At 39.8% G+C, this 20078-nt stretch carries 14 protein-coding genes and 1 pseudogene; 7 read left to right on the forward strand and 8 right to left on the reverse strand.

Annotated features, from left to right (window positions below):
* On the forward strand, nucleotides 1–1227 hold a 1227-nt coding region (locus I8752_RS38395; protein ID WP_214432964.1), incomplete at its 5' end, for a bifunctional transcriptional activator/DNA repair enzyme AdaA.
* Nucleotides 1228–1462: 235 nt separating this feature from the next.
* Here the strand turns inward: I8752_RS38395 and I8752_RS14185 are convergent.
* Nucleotides 1463–1939, reverse strand: coding sequence for a hypothetical protein (locus I8752_RS14185; RefSeq protein ID WP_214432965.1), 477 nt, complete (start codon nucleotides 1937–1939; stop codon nucleotides 1463–1465).
* A gap of 558 nt (nucleotides 1940–2497) precedes the next feature.
* On the opposite strand from I8752_RS14185, the gene I8752_RS14190 reads away from it, so the two are divergent.
* Nucleotides 2498–3577 (forward strand): LEVG family PEP-CTERM protein, encoded by a 1080-nt coding sequence (locus I8752_RS14190; protein WP_214432966.1) that lies wholly within the window; start codon nucleotides 2498–2500, stop codon nucleotides 3575–3577.
* Between the two features lie 200 nt (nucleotides 3578–3777).
* Complete coding sequence (gene polA, locus I8752_RS14195) at nucleotides 3778–6705, forward strand: DNA polymerase I (protein WP_214432967.1); 2928 nt, start codon at nucleotides 3778–3780, stop codon at nucleotides 6703–6705.
* Nucleotides 6706–7125: 420 nt separating this feature from the next.
* On the opposite strand, the gene I8752_RS14200 is transcribed toward polA, so the two are convergent.
* Entirely contained in the window at nucleotides 7126–7596 is a 471-nt protein-coding gene (locus I8752_RS14200) for a tetratricopeptide repeat protein (RefSeq protein ID WP_214432968.1), read from the reverse strand.
* Nucleotides 7597–7888: 292 nt separating this feature from the next.
* Between I8752_RS14200 and I8752_RS14205 the strand changes: the two genes are divergently transcribed.
* From I8752_RS14205 to I8752_RS14220, 4 genes are all read left to right on the forward strand, one after another.
* Nucleotides 7889–9145 carry a GTP cyclohydrolase II gene (locus I8752_RS14205; protein ID WP_214432969.1) on the forward strand — a complete coding sequence of 419 codons (1257 nt, stop codon included), beginning with the start codon at nucleotides 7889–7891 and terminating at the stop codon, nucleotides 9143–9145.
* Nucleotides 9146–9255: 110 nt separating this feature from the next.
* On the forward strand, nucleotides 9256–10521 hold the full coding sequence (locus tag I8752_RS14210) for a URC4/urg3 family protein (RefSeq protein WP_214432970.1): 1266 nt from the start codon (nucleotides 9256–9258) through the stop codon (nucleotides 10519–10521).
* Nucleotides 10522–10606: 85 nt separating this feature from the next.
* Nucleotides 10607–11242: a uracil phosphoribosyltransferase gene (gene upp, locus I8752_RS14215; RefSeq protein ID WP_214432971.1), complete on the forward strand. Its 636-nt coding sequence runs from the start codon at nucleotides 10607–10609 to the stop codon at nucleotides 11240–11242.
* A gap of 210 nt (nucleotides 11243–11452) precedes the next feature.
* Nucleotides 11453–12568, forward strand: coding sequence for a glycosyltransferase family 4 protein (locus I8752_RS14220; RefSeq protein WP_214432972.1), 1116 nt, complete (start codon nucleotides 11453–11455; stop codon nucleotides 12566–12568).
* Nucleotides 12569–12632: 64 nt separating this feature from the next.
* Here I8752_RS14220 and bchM read toward each other — a convergent pair whose 3' ends face one another.
* The 6 genes and pseudogenes from bchM to I8752_RS14250 form a co-directional block, all read right to left on the reverse strand.
* Nucleotides 12633–13319, reverse strand: coding sequence for a magnesium protoporphyrin IX methyltransferase (bchM, locus tag I8752_RS14225; protein ID WP_214432973.1), 687 nt, complete (start codon nucleotides 13317–13319; stop codon nucleotides 12633–12635).
* 246 nt (nucleotides 13320–13565) lie between these two features.
* Nucleotides 13566–14768 (reverse strand): AAA family ATPase, encoded by a 1203-nt coding sequence (locus I8752_RS14230; protein WP_214432974.1) that lies wholly within the window; start codon nucleotides 14766–14768, stop codon nucleotides 13566–13568.
* 317 nt (nucleotides 14769–15085) lie between these two features.
* Nucleotides 15086–16078 carry an RNA ligase (ATP) gene (locus tag I8752_RS14235; RefSeq protein ID WP_214432975.1) on the reverse strand — a complete coding sequence of 331 codons (993 nt, stop codon included), beginning with the start codon at nucleotides 16076–16078 and terminating at the stop codon, nucleotides 15086–15088.
* Nucleotides 16079–16840: 762 nt separating this feature from the next.
* Nucleotides 16841–17959 (reverse strand): hybrid sensor histidine kinase/response regulator, encoded by a 1119-nt coding sequence (locus I8752_RS14240; protein ID WP_214432976.1) that lies wholly within the window; start codon nucleotides 17957–17959, stop codon nucleotides 16841–16843.
* Nucleotides 17960–18018: 59 nt separating this feature from the next.
* The gene (locus tag I8752_RS14245; RefSeq protein ID WP_214432977.1) at nucleotides 18019–19338 is read right to left on the reverse strand and encodes an ATP-binding response regulator; all 1320 of its coding nucleotides are present in this window, start codon (nucleotides 19336–19338) and stop codon (nucleotides 18019–18021) included.
* Between the two features lie 299 nt (nucleotides 19339–19637).
* Nucleotides 19638–20069, reverse strand: a pseudogene (locus I8752_RS14250) (response regulator).
* Nucleotides 20070–20078: the final 9 nt, after the last annotated feature.

Below are 20078 nucleotides of genomic sequence, written 5' to 3' on the forward strand. Positions count from 1 at the left end.
GGAGCAGGGGGAGCAGGGGAAGCAGGGGGAGCAAGAATAACAACTGACTATTGTACAGACGTGATTAATCGCGTCTCTGACAACTCAAATATCGTTTTTTCGGTGGACAGCTATTGTGGAGCTTGCAAGAATAGCTACATAGAATTGGCGATCGCACCTGTGCAAATGAATTTGGAACTTTTACCATCTCCTGACGAAATGGAGCAGGCGTTCTATGGCAAGGATGCTAGTTATGACGGTGTGTTTTTTGTAGCGGTTCGCACTACTGGCATTTTTTGCCGTCCCTCTTGCCCATCTCGCCCCAAACCGGAAAATATTGAGTTTTTTCCGACAATTCGAGATGCCGTGTTTGCGGGTTATCGTCCATGCAAACGATGTCACCCTACAGAGGTGTACGGAGCGCTACCGGATTGGGTAATGTCGCTGATGAAACGCTTAGAAGCTACACCAAATGCGAAAATTACATCAGCAGAGTTGCGATCGCTAGGCATTACTCCCGAACGGGCAAGGCGATGGTTTTGCGAGCATTACGGCATGACTTTTGCCCAGTGGTGTCGAGGGCGGCGGCTGGCGGATGCTTTTACGCGAATTCGTGAGGGTGCAGAACTTGATGATGCGATTTTTGCCAATGGCTACGAATCTCACAGTGGCTTTAGAGAAGCATTTAGCAAAACTTTTGGAGTATCGCCAGGACAGAGCCAAAACCAAGACTACATTGCAACGCAAATTTTAGAAACACCTGTGGGAGCTTTGCTAGTCGGTGCAGTTTCTCAAGGCATTTGTCTCATCGATTACACAGACCGACGAATGCTAGAGCATAACTATGCTGAAATCCACAAACGTTTTACTTATCCAGTGTTACCTGTGACAAACGAGCAGATTGAGTGCTTGCGGGATGAGCTTTCTCGCTATTTCACTGGCACACTCACTAAATTTACAGTTCCTCTAGTTCTCCACGGTACTGCATTTCAAGAACGAGTTTGGTCGGAACTACAACGCATTCCCTATGGACAAACAATTTCTTATCATGAGCTTGCCCATCGAATTGGTCAACCAACAGCGGTTCGTGCTGTGGCTAGAGCAAATGGCATGAATCGGATAAATATCCTCATTCCATGTCACCGTGTCATCGGCAAAAACGGACAGTTAACAGGATACGGGGGTGGACTTTGGCGAAAACGCTTGTTGTTGGAATTGGAGCGTACTGGAAAATTTCCAGGAAATTAGGCAAGTACTGAATCAATGCTGTTGATGAAGTTTCCAATTGTTTGGTATATGGTGTAAGTGCAGCTAGCTGCACTTACTTGGTTCATAATTCACTTATAGAAGCGATCGCATTAAATCTTTTGATATAGCCGTAGTCACACCCTTTAGGACAGTTGCGATCGCTAAAAGCCATAAAGCGACTGGGTTTTTTTACTCAGCACTCAGCACTCAGAACTCAGCACTTTCCTATAGATTATTAAGGTTGGCGACAGTACTTATTCAGTTCATTGACTAATGCATCCGACTCCTTACCAGCAGTTTTAGCTGCGGCTGTTAGAGATGTATCAATGTCTGTTCTAGCCTTTTGTATTTTTTCCCTACCAGATTCTGAGGCTTCGGCTGTCTTAGCTGTGCCCAGCGCCCTAGCTGCTTTAGCGATCGCTTGACTGAGATTGTCAAACACTTTCACAAAACGGCTTTGGAATTCTTTCATCTTAGGATCTGGCAAATTCAGTTCCTTTAAAGATCCGGTGACAGCTTCCAAATCTCTAGACAGTTGCATACTTGTGATCGCCTGCTGTCCTTTTTTTTGATCGATCAAAGAATTCCCTTCATTTACCACCTGAATTAGTCGCTGACACTGAGAAGCTTTATTTTCACTGCAACTAGTAACTAATAAAACGATACTCAGACTCACAGGAGCAATAACAATATATTTACACCACACAGGCATTAATACCCCACCAGCAATAAAAACCCCAACATGGTAGCTAATTATTCAGTTATTTTGCGTAATCTGTCAAAGAACAGAATATTTTGTTTGGGCCTGCTTGCAGGAAATACCGACTTCACCTAGATAATCTTATCACCACCAGTAATTCCCTTGGGCACTAGTTATCTTTCTAGGGTTGCTTATAAAGGTGGATTGTTTGCCTATTTTTCTAGAGGCGATCGCAAGCCCTTTAAACTTCTTTACAATTCTCGCTGGAATAAATAAAAGATTCTACTCATCTGAGCATATCAATAAATCTAAATTGAATCTAATCAATCTGTAAATTTACTGTTTTTCTACTTTTTGTACCCCAAATCGTAATTCTTCTAATAAGAAACAACTGCGGAATTACTTATATTTTGACATTTATATTTCGTGGCAAAAAACATAGGAAAAGCATATTTTTAAAGAGTTATTTAAGTTAGATATTCACTATTGTTATGAAGATTTATTGAGAATATCCTGGTAGTAATGGGAATAATGCGAACAACAAACTGCCTCATAAAAACACACAAGCTAATGCCGAAATTCAAAGTTTTATCTAGGGTTATAGCAGCATCTACAATTAGCATCGGCTTTTTGTCTGTTACATCTGCTGCTCGTGCAGCTAATTTAGTTCCCCAGCAAGAAGGGGAAATTCAACTTACAAATATGGCGTGTCTTAGCAGTACAAACCCCAAATGTATAGACACAAGTTCGGGAGCAAATGGTTTCACTGTAACTAGTTTGAGTTACGATTCACAGTTTTCCGAAAGTCGCTTGTTTGTAGATAAAAGAAACACTGTCAACGACTACTCATCATTTGGTATTCAGTTTTTAGGACAGGATGCAGGAACCAATACTACTCTAGGAGAATATTGGTTGCGTCCGGTAGCTTATACGCCTAACACACAGAAAGTAGACTCGCCTAAAATTGATACTTCCACAAAAACTGTTGATGCTCCCGTAGATGCCAGCGTTGGAACAACGACTTCTAAAGCAGAACCTACAATACAAACAACTATCGCTGCTAACGGTAAGAAGACAATCAAAACAACTACTGTTGAGACAACGATTGTTACCAGACAAATTATGGTTTCTGCCAAGGTTATTGAAAATGGCAAAAAGGTAACTAAGCAAGTCCCGAAGTTGGTACAGGATATTACTACTAAAACGACTAATCAGACGACAACAATTACTCCTGGCACACCTGTTGAAAAAGGACAGTTGGAAGTTGGTAAATTCCAATTTGACTTCAAAAATCCCTTGGCTGGACTAAAGCTTAATTTCTTTGATGTGGAAGACTCAAAACACACAGGAATTTTGAGCTACACCAACAGTGCTGGCAAAACTTTTTCAATTCCAGAATTGCTTGCTGGGAAACAAGACGGAAATTTGCAATCATTGGTTATTCATGATGTGGTGTCGTTCGTGGTGCAACTGGGTAATCCCGGTCAAAAATACGGCTACAAAGATAGTCAGTTTACTACCACTGGCGATGGTGTAGATTTACAATTACAAACTGTGCCCGAACCTGGTAACTTAGCTGGTTTAGGTGCTTTGGCTATACTAGGCGTAACGATCGCACGACAACACAAAAAGAAAACTGTTGATTGTTGACAGTTGACTGTTAGCAAGCATAACTACTAGTCTGCCAAAGTCTTTTTGACAAACGGGAAAAAGGTAAGGGGTAAGGGGTAAAGGTTTTAAACCCTTCCCCTTTTTCCTTTTAAGAGCCTACACCTGTCAATATTTGCGTGGTGAACTACTACTTTGGCTCAACTCTTCCCCCAACAGAAGCAAGTAGCTAGAATAAGGCTATGTCTGAAAATTCCGCTTCTGTAACTGCAACACGCCCCACGTTCATCTTAGTAGATGGGCACTCCCTCGCCTTTCGTTCTTACTTTGCTTTCGCCAAAGGACGAGATGGCGGACTGCGTACTAAGACGGGGATTCCTACTAGTGTATGTTTTGGCTTCCTCAAGTCTCTGTTGGAGGTCATGGCGACACAACAGCCACAAGCAATGGCGATCGCTTTTGATTTGGGTTTGCCAACTTTCCGCCACGAAGCCGACGATACCTATAAAGCCGATCGTCCAGGAACGCCAGAAGACTTTGTTCCTGACTTGAAAAATCTACACGAGTTGCTTGATGGTTTCAATCTGCCAATTTTCACTGCTCCAGGTTATGAAGCCGATGACGTTTTAGGAACCTTATCACAAAAAGCAACTGCCGCTGGGTATAAAGTGAAAATTTTGACAGGCGATCGCGATTTATTTCAACTGATCGACCCAGACAAAGAAATCACCGTTTTAAATTTTAGTCCGGATGCTCTCAAACGCTCTACAAATAGCATCACTGAATTTAGTACAGAAGAAGTTAAGCAAAAATTAGGCGTATTACCTACGCAAATTGTCGATTATAAAGCTCTTTGCGGTGATAAATCAGATAATATCCCTGGGGTTAGGGGAATTGGCGAAAAAACAGCAGTACAGCTACTTAACACCTACGGTTCTCTCGAACAGATTTATGCTGTGCTAGATGAAATTAAAGGAGCAACCCAGAAAAAACTTACAGAGGGTAGAGAAGATGCAAAGAAATCTCGCTACTTAGCAGAAATAGTTGTCGATGTTCCTTTAGAAGTTGATTTTGAAAAATGTAAATTAAAAGGATTTGATACAAATATCCTGATACTAATTTTAGAAAAGTTAGAATTCAAAACTTTTTTAGGTAAAGTCAACGAACTTCAGCAACGGTTTGGCGGCACAGTTGAAAAAGCGCCAAAAGTAGAAACAACTGCTACAGAATCAGAATTGGAATTTGAAGACGCAGACCTTTCATTTTTCAGTTTCGAGGAGACACAAACCGCACAACAGCAACCTGTTTCGGAAATTCAACCACGCATCGTTAATACTGAAGCGAAACTCACGGAATTAGTAAATTTGTTGCGACAATTCACTAACCCAGAAACACCCGTTGCTTGGGACACAGAAACTAGTGACTTAGAACCACGGGATGCCGATTTAGTAGGAATTGGTTGTTGCTGGGGAACGAAACCAGATGAATCAGCTTATATTCCCCTCAATCACAAAATAGGAGAAAATTTAAATCAAAATATAGTACTAGAAGCATTACGTCCAATTCTTGAAAGTACTAATTATCCGAAAGCGTTTCAGAATGGCAAATTTGACCGTTTAGTTTTCCGCTGTCAGGGAATTAACTTAACGGGAGTTGTCTTCGATCCGATGTTGGCAAGTTACCTGTTAAATCCAGATACTAGCAATAACTTGAGCGATTTATCGCTGCGATACTTGGGATTATCGGTGCAAAATTATTTAGATTTAGTTCCCAAGGGCAAAACAATTGCTGATATAGACATTACAGATGTAGCAAATTATTGCTGTTTGCAAGTCTATGCGACATTTCAACTGGTATTTAATTTACGTGAAGAACTAGAAAAAATTCCCGCTTTACATCAATTATTGATAAATGTAGAACAGCCGCTAGAAGTAGTTTTAGCAGCAATGGAATACCAGGGGATTCGTATTGATTCAATTTATCTAAAAGAACTTTCACAGCAGTTAGAAACAAATTTAGCAAATTTAGAAGAAAAAGCAACTGAGCTAGCTGGAGAAAAATTTAATTTAGGTTCTCCGAAAAAACTGAGTCAGATATTATTTGAGAAATTAGGATTTAGCACAAAATATTCTCGTAAAATTCAAACAGGTTATTCTACAGATGCGGCGACATTAGAAAAACTCCAAGAAGTTTATGAAAGCGAGTTTGTTAATACGATTATTGATTACCGCACTTTATCAAAATTAAAGTCTACTTATGTAGATGCATTGCCAGCATTGGTGCGTGCAGATACTCAGCGGGTGCATACTGATTTTAATCAAGCAGCAACCTCAACTGGTCGGTTATCCTCTTCTAATCCGAATTTGCAGAACATTCCGATTCGTACAGCTTTTAGTCGGCAAATTCGGAAAGCGTTTTTGCCAGAACAGGGTTGGTTAATGGTGGCTGCTGATTACTCACAAATCGAGCTGCGAATTTTAGCTCATTTAACTCAAGAACCAGTATTGGTGCAGGCATATCAACAGAATGAAGATATTCATACTGTAACGGCAAAGTTAATTTTTGAAAAAGAAGATATTACATCAGATGAAAGAAGATTAGCAAAAACAATTAACTTTGGCGTAATTTATGGAATGGGTTCTTTGAGGTTTTCGCGTTCAACTGGTATAGATAAAGCCATTGCTAACGAGTTCATTAAGCGATTTAACGAACGCTATCCCAAAGTTTTTGCATATTTAGAAGGAGTAAAAAAACAAGCGATCGCTCAAGGTTATGTAGAAACTATTCTCGGTCGTCGTCGTTATTTTGATTTTACAAATAACAGTTTACGCAAATTAAAAGGTAGCAATCCAGAAGAAATTGATTTGAGTAAATTAAAGAATTTGGGTGCTTTCGATGCTGGTTTATTACGCTCTGCAGCTAACGCACCAATTCAAGGTTCTAGTGCTGATATTATCAAAATTGCTATGGTGAGATTGCATGAGGTTTTACAAAAATCTCAAGCGCGTTTGTTGTTGCAAGTTCACGATGAATTGGTGTTTGAAGTTCCTCCTCATGAGTGGCAAGAGTTACAATTGCAGATTAAATCTGTGATGGAAGATGCAGTACAGTTGAGCGTACCGTTGATAGTAGATGTGCGTGCTGGCGAGAATTGGATGGAGACGAAATAATTGCCTGACATCAGCGAATGCTTGCTTGCGATCGCTTTTTTAAACAACTGCTCGCTACCTTTTTTGTAATTGATTGTGATGCAAATTGCGTAAAGGTTTCAATTGCTGTGTTGGGATGGGCGATGAGACATTGCGGGTCTTTTTAAAAGATTGCCGCCACGAGACATTTGATGCTCTTTATTAAATGCAAAAAGACGCACAGAGAAGTGCGGTCTTGGGGAGACACTGCTAGCCCTTGGTTCTCTCGGTTGAAGCAAGTGTCGTCTTTGCCCAAGTGAAGCAACTTCGGAGGGTCAAGAGCGTTGAGCAAACTTCGGAAGAACACAAAGAGAGATAAATTTTAAAATTTGGATGCTCTCCTTCAGAACCACCGATGTTTGATTCACATTTTTGGGATAGAGTGACTCAATATTTCACAATTTAGCTAAGTCTGAGCGTACATTCTAAAATTAACTTTTGATTCACCAAAGAATAGGGTTGAATCTCTAAAGCGCGTTTAAAAGCTTTAATAGCTTGACTGTAATCTCCTAGTGCGGCATAACACAAGCCCATGCCGTGAAGTGCCCCGAAATGTACTGGATTAATCTGAATGACCATCTTACAATCTCCCAGAGATTGTTTATAATCACCCATGCTGTAGTAGAGAAAAGCTCGCCGATTCCAGGCTTCAGCAAAATCTGGTTGTTCTACGATCAGTTCTGTCAACATCTCTTCGGCTTCAGCCATTTCTCCAGCATCAAGTAACTTTTGACTCTGGTCGATTCTTTCCAGCCCATAAATTCCCTTTTGCTGAAACCAGATACGCCAGAGTTTTTTAGTCGCTTGGTCGCGGACTGTGGCATCGGGATTTTTCAAGTCTTCAAGTAAGGAATTAATCGATAAAGAATCCATGAATTTGAGTGTAGTGATTGTCTCCTTGTATCAAGGTATCAATTTTCGTACTAAATCTACTAAGTCTTTTTTAAAGTCCTCTTTAAAATTCTCCCACAACATTTGCGAGTTAGGCAATTCGTATGTTATTTGTTGTATTAACCAATACTATTAATCCAATACTCGAAATATCAAGTTATAAGTGATTGATTACTAGGATACCAAACTCTTGAAAACCAAAACTAACTATTGGTAGTTGACGAATACGTAGTAATTAATAGTTCATCAAAACATTACAAAAAGATCCATGATTATGCCAAAGCCAAATCGCGTTTCAAGGCATATAGTTCTTACGTCCCATCCCAGTCGCTTTGGCCCTAAGCCAATCCCCATTCACTGGGGAGCAGCCGAACCAATGGAACGCGGCCCGGTGATTGCGACGCTAACTAAGCAAGCACATCGCAATGCGATCGGTACGCATTCGGGTAGTTATGCTATTTACCGTGCCTTAGCGGTAGCTAGTGGTGCTTTACAGTCCGATCATCGGGCTGATTTGACTAACACATCGCCAGTGGAACATATTGGGCCGCACCCTAGTTGGGCTGACCCTGAGAAGATTGTTTCTCTCGACCCTTTTGGCGCGATCGCATCTGAGGTATTCGCACCTTATTACGAACAGGGCTACGACATCCGCCCGACGATCGCCATTACGAAAGCACATATCAACATGCCAGAACTGCAATACGCTGTAGAAAAAGGGCGCTTGCGGGTAGATGGCGAGATTATGAAACCAAACGGCGATTTGGTGGTCACAAAAGCTGCTATTGAGCCTGTTTGGTATTTACCAGGAGTTGCCAAGCGCTTTGGCATTTCTGAAGGAGATTTGCGCCGCGCTTTATTTGAACAAACTGGGGGGATGTTCCCAGAACTAGTAACGCGTTCGGATTTGGAAGTATTTTTACCGCCAATCGGGGGGTTGACGGTGTATATTGTTGGCGATATGGCAGCGATCGCCGATCCGAATAAACCAGTAGCCGTGCGCGTACATGATGAATGCAACGGTTCTGATGTCTTTGGCTCAGATATTTGTACCTGTCGCCCTTATCTCGTACACGGGATTGAAGTGTGCGTACAAACAGCACAACAAGGTGGTGTCGGGGTAATTGTGTATAGCCGTAAAGAAGGGCGCGCTTTGGGAGAGGTAACGAAATTTTTAGTTTACAATGCGCGCAAACGCCAAGAAGGAGGCGATCGCGCTGATGCCTACTTTGCCCGCACAGAATGCGTCGCCGGAGTGCAAGATATGCGCTTTCAAGAACTGATGCCGGATGTATTGCATTGGTTGGGGATTACCCGCATTGACCGTATGGTGTCGATGAGTAATATGAAATACAACGCAATTACTGAGTCGGGAATTGAGATTGCAGAACGCATCCCAATCCCAGAGGATTTGATTCCCCAAGATGCGCGGGTAGAAATTGAGGCGAAGAAAGCAGCTGGTTATTACACTACTGGAGATGTGTTAGATGCAGATGGTTTGGCTGAGGTGAAGGGACGTTCTTTGGAATAGCTGAAGGAGTAGAGGGGCAGAGGGGCACTGGAGAACACCTTACTCAGAACTCAGCACTCAGCACTCAGCACTTAGAACTCAGCACTCAGATATATCGGGGGATTGGAAGAGTGGAAATAGGAACCACAGAGACGCAGAGGGCGCAGAGAGAAGAGGAAAGGGAGGCGATCGCATATTTTCGTTCTCCGGTTGCTATTAGGGAGTGTTGCGGGCAAATATTTACATGGGTAAATGAGGGACATTCGCGTTATTTTGCTTGCGATTTAAAGCAGTTGGAACGAGTGGCAGATTATGTCATTGAGGTAATGCGCTGCGAATATCCAAATTTGCAAATTCCGTTTCATAGTCGTTGGCGGCATTTTGCAGCTGGGAATGTGCCGCGATTAACTCAGTTAGATACTCAGTTAACTGGATTAACGCCTTTGGAAAAAGCTGCTGCTAAATTTGATTTAGCAATTGTGAGTGTATTGTTGGATGCTGGGGCAGGAGATAGTTGGCGTTATTACGAACAGGAAACGGGGCTGACTTTGGGGCGTTCTGAAGGTTTGGCTATTGCTAGTTTCCAAATGTTTTGTCAAGGCAGTTTTTCTAGCAATAACTTACTGCAAGTCGATGCTTTGCGATTACAAACATTAACAGAAACAGAACTCGCTAATGGGTTTCAGGTAAATGCCAAAAATCCATTAGTAGGTATTTCTGGACGATGGCAATTATTACAAAAATTAGGTCAAGTACTAGTTTCTCTTCCTGATTTATTTGGCTATCAAAACCCGCGTCCAGGAAATTTAGTAAATTATTTGTTGAGCAAATCTCAAAATGGTCAGTTAACAGCTTCTACTGTATTCAGTGCGGTTTTAGAAGGACTCAGTGACATCTGGCCGGGAAGATTAGAAATTGCTGGAGTTAACCTCGGTGATGTTTGGCAATACCCATCCTTAGAAACAGCACAATTACTTTATTCTTCCTTAGTGCCGTTTCACAAACTTTCCCAGTGGCTAACATATTCATTGTTGGAACCATTACAGGAACTCGGTTTAGAAATTACTGGTTTAGATGCCCTGACTGGATTACCAGAATATCGTAATGGGGGATTATGTCTCGATTTAGGGCTGATTAGCGCCAAAAGTCCAGATATTTTACACTCATCCCACTCTGTAGGATCGGAAGTTATAGTTGAGTGGCGTGCTTTGACTGTAATCCTTTTGGATCGAATTGCGATCGCAGTACGCGAAAAGTTGGGCATGACTGCTGAGGAACTACCACTGGTAAAAATCCTGCAAGGGGGAACCTGGACAGCAGGACGCAAAATTGCCGCTGAACTCAGAACGGGAGGTAAGCCTCCTATAAAAATTGAAAGTGATGGCACAGTATTTTAATTGTCAGTTGTCAGTTGTCAGTTATCATTTGTTTTTTACTACTGACCAATAACCACTAACTACTGACTATTGACTAATAATTAATATGCAAAATCAAGTAACAATTATCGAGCATCCATTGATTCAGCATAAACTGACGCTAATGCGGAAAGCTGAAACCAGTACAACGAAATTTCGCAACTTGCTTAAGGAAATTAGCTTGTTGTTAGCTTATGAAGTAACGCGGGATTTACCGCTGAAATACGAACAGATCAAAACACCACTAGCACCGATGGATGCGCCAGTACTTGCCCCTGATAAAAAGTTAGTGTTAGTTTCGATAATGCGGGCAGGTCAGGGAATTTTGGATGGAATGCTGGAGTTGATGCCATCAGCACGAGTCGGACATATAGGTTTATACCGCGACCCAAAAACTTTGATTCCTGTTGAGTATTATTTTAAGGTTCCTCAAGACGTTGAGCAACGCGATATGATTGTAGTCGATCCGATGCTGGCAACTGGTAATTCTGCTGTTGCAGCGGTAGAACGTTTGAAATCAACTAATCCCTTATCAATTCGATTTGTCTGCTTACTTGCAGCCCCAGAAGGTATTAAGCATTTCTGTGAAACACATACTGATGTGCCTATATATGCTGCTGCTATTGATGATTATTTAGATGAGCATGGCTATATTATTCCTGGGCTGGGAGATGCAGGCGATCGCTTGTTTGGTACAAAATAAACCAATCTAAAGATAGAAAAATAAAGTAAGAAATTAATTAGCAAGAAACTGATGCAATCATCGAAGTTTTGACAAATTGGCATGACAAATTTCACTATTAGAGTCTTTAATTTTCAATAGTTCAGTTTTGTTTAATTTGGAAAAAATTCTAACAAAGCTGGGTAGCATCTTTGCGGTGTTCTCGAATAGTAGTTGTTTGTTAGTAAAATTATGTCTAAAAAAATTGGCTTTTTCAAAATAGGAAATTTCTCTCATACTAATAATTCTGTTATAGAAGTTATTAAAAATGAATTTCCTAGTTTTGAACTTGAAATTCTAGATATATCAAAAGACTTTGCTAATATTAAAGAAGTTGCTAATTTACTTTCAGTAGGTAAAAACTACGGTATTGACATAATTTTGAAACGCAAACAAATATTCAGTTGTTTGACCAGAACCCCTCATATATTCAAAAAAGTAAAAAGATGTATTCATCAAAAAATTAATCCGAAAGAATATATTTTTACTTTTCAAACTCAATCTTTATTTGATGCTAGTTTACCTGAAGTACCTCACTTTGTATATACAGATCATACTCATTTAGCAAATCTAAATTATCCTGATTTTTCTTCAAAAAATCTTTACTCTAAATCATGGATTAAATTAGAAAAAACTATCTATAAAAATGCTAGGATAAATTTTACAATGAGTAACAATATAACTAAATCAATTATAGAACAATATTCCTGTAGCCCAGATAAAGTAATTTGTGTTTATGCTGGAATTAATGCAAATAATAACCACTTTGAAAACCAAGATTTTCAAAAATACACTAAGAAAAATATTCTCTTTGTCGGTGTTGATTGGCAACGTAAAGGAGGGCCACAACTGGTTGAGGCATTTAAAAATGTTTTAAAATTTCATCCTCAAGCTCAACTCACTATTGTAGGTTGTTCTCCTAAGTTAGATATTCCTAATTGTCATGTTGTAGGTAGAGTACCATTATCAGAAGTTAGCAAATATTTTCGTGAAGCCTCAATTTTCTGTCTCCCGACTAGATTAGAACCTTTTGGAATTGTCTTTCTTGAGGCGATGAGTTATAAATTACCCATAGTTGCTAGCAATATAGGAGCAATACCAGACTTTATATCAGATGGTGAAAATGGATATTTAGTAGAAACGGACAACGTGGATAAACTAGCAGAAAAATTGATTTACTTTCTCAACAACCCAAATAAATGTCAAGAGTTTGGCAATAAAGGATTTGAAATTTTTCTAAAACGATATAATTGGCAAGTTGTAGGTAAAAAAATTAGAGAAAATATTGAGCCATTAATTACAAAATGATTTGTTGTTTGTAAAAGTTAAATCGCAGCAGAAGTATAGTATTTCTCGTGCTGCGATTTTAACCTTACTGGCGTGTAGCTTCCAGTATGCGAGAGAAATAGAAGCGCGTCTTAGTCATCGACTGACGTTGCACGCAAAAGCCATTACTTTCTAAAATTTTCACGACATCAGCTTCTCGATGCAGATAAGCACGAGTTGTCTTGCTCGGTCCCGGAAAGAAACTACCAATTTTCTTGAGTATACTTAGAGCACAGGTCTTAGGCGCAAAACTGAGAATTATCCTTGACTGTGCCAAAGAACAAAGGTGAGAAATCATTTCATCTGCTTTTTCTTGAGGATAGTGGATGAGAACATCCAAACAAATAACCGTGTGGTAACTACCACTCAATGATTCTAAATCCTGGACGGCAAAAGTTGGGTTATCGCTATTTCCTAAGGTTTGTAAGGCTCTATCTTTGCCTTCTGAAACCATTTTTTCAGAAATATCGCTAGCATAGACCTTAGCACCATCTGCGGCCAGGGGAATGCTGAGACTACCCACACCACATCCAGCATCGCAGATTGATAACTCTGATAAATTGTTATCTGCTTTCAGCCAGCCGATGACTGTATCCACAGTTTGCTGGTGTCCGTTGCGGATGTCTAACTGGACTTTGTTGACTTCGCCATCGCCGTAAATCCGCCTCCAGCGGTCAAACCCTGTGGAATTGAAATACTCGCGTACAATCGTTTTATCGTCGGCTGCGTTCATAAACTTCGATTTTTAAGGGTTCCCAATGCTTAAAATTATCACTAATAGCAACCGTTAAGAACCCCTTTCCAAATTTTCTATATTAATGTCTGGTGTAGAGGCGAAGATACTTACTTACTAAAAAAAGTCAGATTACCAACTGCTGGTGATTTGAACTTAGCAAAACTACGGTTCTCCATTTTGACATCAAAGTATGAGACTAATTATCTGATACTGTTAGCAAAGCTGAACTGTATTGCGCCTGATTCAAACAAATCGCTGGCTAAATTCACACATCAAATCGACTCTTCCTTTCCGCAACATTGCCGGATCTAATCTTTCCGTAGTATTGCAAGTCATCAAGACTACTAGTCGCTGTTTCATTTGAATGCCAGAATCATCAATCACACTTTGGTACAAAGTCCCATCTAGCAAGCTGAGAATATGTTCTGTTTTGTTATTATATTGTGCAACTTCTGATGCCCGATTTTGTGCTAAATTATCAGCTTCGTTGATGATAATACAAATACGCTCTAGGTAAGTTGGGGGTACGAAGTTTGCGATCGCATCATGATCTAGAATAAAAATGACATAACCTAAAGGCACAAGAATTTCTTTTGCAACTGCTTGTGTCCATGCGGTTTTACCTGTCCCCGGTTCTCCATGTACCACAACTGCTAACTGATTTTGGTTGAGAACCGCTTGTTGTACTGCGTCAGTAAAGTTTTGAATATCTGCGGGAAAAGTCCGAATTGGAAATTGACTGTGAACTTTACCGACACGACTTTGATAGCCACTCAGCATGACTGCTAAATCGTAAGTCGCTTTGTTAATTAATGGCGATATCTCTTTCGACATTAAAGTATATTGTCGCCGTCCGCGATCGTAAGATTCAATTTGTAGCCAAATATCATACTTTGACCAGTAAGCATAAACTGTATTCACAACGTCTAGACGTTCCCAACTAATAAATCTATTGGCTGGAAGATAGAAATCTCTTTCTAAGTAATACTGGGTAATAATGTCAGGACATCCTAATAGTTGTAAAACTCGTAATACAGTAATTTCTTGCAATCTATTGAGAACGTAATCAATGGGAATGCTACTACGACTTACAAATTGCACAATAGGCGTTTCTGTACTTAAAACATCTTTGTAGCGATGGTCGGGTGACTGAGGGTCAGGCGTAATATAATTCCAAAATTTTTCAACTTCGTAGCGAGTGTTATCAGAAGCGATGCTTAAGAAATTAGCCCACCAAGTATAATTATTCCGCCCTAAAACTTCAGCAAAATTACTGACTAAATTTAAACTTTTTTGAGTTAATTCGTGTCTATCATCGCACCATAACTGACATAAAAATTCCCAGTCGAAGTCTCGCTGAAATGGTCGCCAACCATTAGCAAGCAAGCTTTGACCTTTATTATTTGCTGGATTACTATCATTATTTCCAAAGTAATCAAATTCCATATTTTATCTGATGTAGACTATTTAAAATTAATTTTTATTCAAATGAACTACTAGCTGCAAATCACAAGAGCACAAGTATCTTTTATCTTAAAGTCACTCTATTAGCTAGTTAAACACACTTTTTCAAGGATGCCTACTTCTAGTTTTTAGGTAATTTCCGATTTTTTGAGTATGGTAAGACTATTTATGATAATTGCAACGTTCTGGCACTAATTTCAACGAAATTTTAGCAACACCCGATTGAATTCATAAAATATTACATAATTTTACATATAAACATGTAGTAGGGTGGTTAATATAGCCACCCTACAAGCAGTCTAATGTAGTTCTGTTCCATCTTTACGAAGCAGATAGCGATCGCTAATTAATTTCAGTACAATTCTACCTATTTCTAGATGGGTTCTTTCAACTAAAGGTTGCACTACAACACCTTCCATAATGCAATTTGGACTGATTACACTATTAGCATTGTTGAACTGAGATACTGCTTCCCAACTGTAAGCACCTGTATAAAGTACGGGTACTGTTGGCAAGTTGAAATCCTCACAAAAATTTACGAAATCAATGTAATTGAGAAACTGACTGCCGCGACGTACAGCAAACAAAGCAATACCAATTTTGCCATTATTCAAACCATATTTTATGTCTTGTACGCCATATATTTCTCCAAATACCTGGGTTTCTGGTGGCAGTTTTTGCAAAGCTGTATTTTCGTTATATGCTCTGATATAAACTAGATTTTTATTCGCTTCGCTGTTTTTCCAGAAATAATTATGACTACCAATTTTTGTGACTTTTTCAGCGTCCACTAAGACGGTGAAGTTAGTCCCGTGTAACTTTTCCGTTACAACAATTTCTTCACCTTCTACTAACAAATCTTTATATCGCTTCAGGTTTTCTGGACTAGGAAATTTATACTGTCCGATATGACTTTCTACTTCCCCACTCATGCCTTGAGGAATTGGATATTCATACTTAGTTACACCAAAATATTCGGTGTAGTCATCGCCAATGTTACCTGTGAAGTTATTGCCTACAGGAATTAGCAAACCCTCAGAAAAAATTCCCCGCAATTTAGCCGCGCGTAGTTTCTTAGAGTAGTAAGGACGAATGCCAAATTCGTCTAAAAATTTCTCTGGAATAACGCTATCAATAGGAAAGTAAAATGCCAAATCTCCAGGCTGAAAGCTACCCTTTGCAGTAACAACTTGATATGCCATACCTGTGAAAGAAGCGATATCTAGCCGATCGGCATTAGGATGAGGATTAACGCTTTCTATTTGAACTATTTCAACTTTGAATATACTCATAGTTCACCTCTTTTTGTATGGAAATTTTTTGTAAAATAAGGTAAAAATATGTTTGTATTTAACTAATATTTATAAAATGGTTGTAAAAATTTTCAGATAAAAATATCAATATTTTGATGCGATCGCCTTGACTCTCTTACCCGATAAAAACAGGTTTTAAATATATTTATTAAGTCGTTTATCTCATCAATTGTTTGATATCTACTAGTTAAATCAGTCATTTTGCTTAATTTATAAATAACTTGATACTTTAATTTAGTTAAGGTTTTATTTATTGGCGATCGCTCACTATAACTTAAGTTAATAAAAATATAGTTTTTACTTGCTACTTTAATGCTACATACATACTACAATATAGTCAAGTATTTTGGAGAATTCAGAAATTTTTTCTGAATTCTTCTTTGTAAGCACCTAATCCTAGCGATTAGAAATCGCGTGCCAGTTGCTCATAGGGGAAACCCCCAAGACCGCACTGGCTTGGCTATACAAACTCTCGTCCGCCGACGCGGACTAAACCCAAAATCAAGGATTTGAAACCCACGCAGGTGGTGAGTCCAGTGCTGCGGGAGGGTTTCCCTCCGGAGCCACTTCCGTGCGGGGGTTCCCCCCGTTGAGAAAAGTGGCATCAGGCAACTGGCTAACCCGTTAGCGTAGCGTTAGCGAGTCTTCGAGCGTCAGGGGTTTTGCCTGTGTAGCCGCGACTAGTAGTCGCTTGGTGCAAGATGTAAGGATAATTATTGACTGACGATCGCAAACAAAAAATCAACCGTTCTTTGGGAGTTCTATTGTAAATACAGTGCCTTGACCTAGTTCGGAGGCAACAGCTATTTTACCACCGTGCCCTTCGACAATTCGGCTTGATAGGTGTAGCCCTAAACCACTGCCAGAGCGTTTGTTTCTACCTTGGCGAAACCGCTCGAAAATACCTCCTTGGTCTTCGGGAGCAATGCCATAACCTGTGTCTTCAACTGTGATAGTTATCCAATCTTTATTTTGATTAGCTGATTTTTCGGAAATCCGAATTTTTACGCCGCCTGTATCTGTAAACTTGATGGCGTTACCAATTAAGTTATTGAATACACGGCGAATTTCTAAGGCATCGCCCATCATGACACCAGCGTCTGCTTTTGGCTCTAACTCACTAGTATCTATTTTTAAAGTTAAGTTTTTCTCGCTAGCAAGAGGAGTTAGTTCGCTAACTACTTCTTGAATTATTTCCGGCAGATTACAACTTTCCCAATTTAATGTCTTCTTACCTGCCTCGAAACGATAAACTTCTAACAGGGTATTCACCATTTGCATTAAATTTTGGTTACTGCGAATCATCACGGCGATCGCTTGTTTCATTTCTGGCGAAATTTTGCAGAAAGTTTCTTGTTGAAATAAATCAAGCATCCGGTCAGCAGCTACTAAAGGAGTTCGCAAATCGTGCGTCAAACGAGAAACAAAGTCTTCTCGTTGGCGTGCCATCTTTTTTTGTTCGTCCACACTATGCTTTAAACGTAAAAGCGATCGCACTCTTGCCAAGAGTTCATCAGTATCGAATGGTTTGCGAATAAAATCATCGGCTCCCGCATCCAAGCCTTCGACAACGCTGGATTCGTGAAAGGCAGTGATTAGCAAAATTGGAATATAGCTAATAGCGGGGTTATTGCGAATACGGCGCGTGACTTCATAACCATCTATCCCTGGCATCATCACATCTAAGAGAATCAAATCGGGTGGAGATTGTTGCACATGCTGTAAAGCCGTTGTGCCATCTGCTACTAAATCGATTTCATACCCTTCACTTTCTAAAATAGTCTGAACCAAAATGAGATTATCTCTAGTATCATCAACAGCGAGAATCCGATCGATTTTAGAATTTTCTACAACAGACATGATTTACAACTTTAAAATATGAGTTTTTTAAATAATTAATAGAGTAGTCTTATTTTTGTTTAATGTTTCAGGTGGGGATGTCCTATGGAAGCTTTACTAGATTGATGCGGATTCTGAGCCGAACAAACAATGCCATCACCATCCCAATGGAAAGCATTAATTTCAGCGGCGTTTTGTGGTGAGACTTGCCTTGGGATTTCAATTTTGAACATTGACCCGGCCCCTAATTGACTTTCGAGAAAGATTTTGCCGCCCATCATTCCCACCAGCGAATCGATGATTGCCAAACCCAGACCTGTACCCGGATATTTGCGAGTGATGCTTTGATCGACTTGGCGAAACGCTTCAAAAATATGTTTGAAATCTTTGGGAGCTATACCTATACCAGTATCTCGAACTGCGATCGCTACTCGATTTCCCGAAATCTCTTTGACTTCAATCCAAATGCTGCCGGACTCTGTAAACTTAATAGCGTTGGAGAGTAAGTTCACTAAAATCTGGCGCATCCGCACCGGATCGTTAAATAATAAAGGATTTTCTAAGTTTATTTGAACTAGCAAAGACAATTTTTTGGCCTCTGCTAAAGAGCGCATTTCTGCGACGATAGTATTTATGATTTTTGTTAAATCAAATAATTCTGACTTAAGTTCTAGTCTTCCTGCTTCTAGCTTGGAAAAGTCAAGAACTTCATTTAATAGCATCAGCAAATGCTTACCATTATTAAGGATACGCTCCACCATATCTGTTTGCTGATGTGTCAGTTGAGCGAACTTAGGACGCAACAAAATTTGAGAAAATCCAATAATGGCATTCATCGGCGTTCGTAGTTCGTGAGACATAGTTGCCAAAAATTGAGATTTCAGCCGTGATGCTTCCAAAAGTTTGAGGTTTTGCAATTGAATTTGTTGCCTTTGTCTCTCCAATTCTTGATTTTTGCGAATCAGCTGCTCGTGACTTTCTCGAAGTTGCTGGTTTGCCAAAGCTGCCTGCATTTCAGCGCGATGTACTCGAATGGCATTCCGTAAAATCTGAGCCAAAGTTGCTGAGGATACCCTAGATTTAGAAAGATAATCTGTAGCACCAGCTTTCATCAAAGCTACAGCGATTTCTTCATCGCCTTGAGCTGTAAGAACGACTAAAGGAACTTTGATTTCTGACGAACGTAGTTTTTGGATTAGGTTTAATCCGTCATCGTCTGGTAAGCGATAGTCCAGGAAAACGCAGTCGTAAACGGTATTTCTGAGGGCAGAGACTGCATCATTAGCATTACTCACCTCAAATAATTCCATACTAACTCCTGCTTTAGCCAGAGCTCGCCGCACTGCCATGCGATCTACTTCATCATCGTCTACAACCAAAATTTTCAGCGTCTCTTCCATCGGTTTCTCTTTTGGCTGTTAAATACAGTTTGATGTATAACATTGGTATTTTTAAACTATCCAACTAAATAATTTTATATTTTTTAGGTGGGGTTTTAATTAATGCTCACCCCTAACTTTGAAGTTTGCTGAAGTCATCAAGTATAAAGAATAAAGTAATAACCTATCGGGATATACCTCACCGCAAGCGGCATGAAAATATCAAATTTGTGAATGTTGCTGCTTTATTCGTTTGTAACTAAAGTAATTTGAGATTTTATACTTCATACTTATACTTCTTAGTTTAGCTTTCAGCTTAACTAGGGGATTTCACACAATATCCAATATTTTTTAAGTGCTGCTATAATCTCAACAAAGTTAGTAAAAGTTACAGGTTTTAGAATATAGCCGGCAACATTTAAGTTGTAAGCTTCCACTCTGTCTCGATCTTGGTTTGAGGTCGTCATTACAACTACAGGAGTTGCTTTCAATTGCGGGTCTGAGCGTAATTATTGCAGAAACTCAATTCCACCCATTTTCGGCATATTCAAATCTAGCAAAACCAAGCGCCGCTGATTGGGTACTTTGGGGGGCTGATTGTTATTGCCGCGCAGCATATTTAGCGCCTCAAGCCCATTGCCTGCAAGATAAATCGGATTGGTGATATTAACTTTCTTGAATGCCCGCTTGACATTCATCACATCAACTTCATCATCCTCCACTAATAATATGTTGATTACTCGTTCTTGCATTTGCTTGAT

Source organism: Dendronalium phyllosphericum CENA369 (assembly GCF_016056275.1).
Lineage (GTDB): Bacteria > Cyanobacteriota > Cyanobacteriia > Cyanobacteriales > Nostocaceae > Dendronalium > Dendronalium phyllosphericum.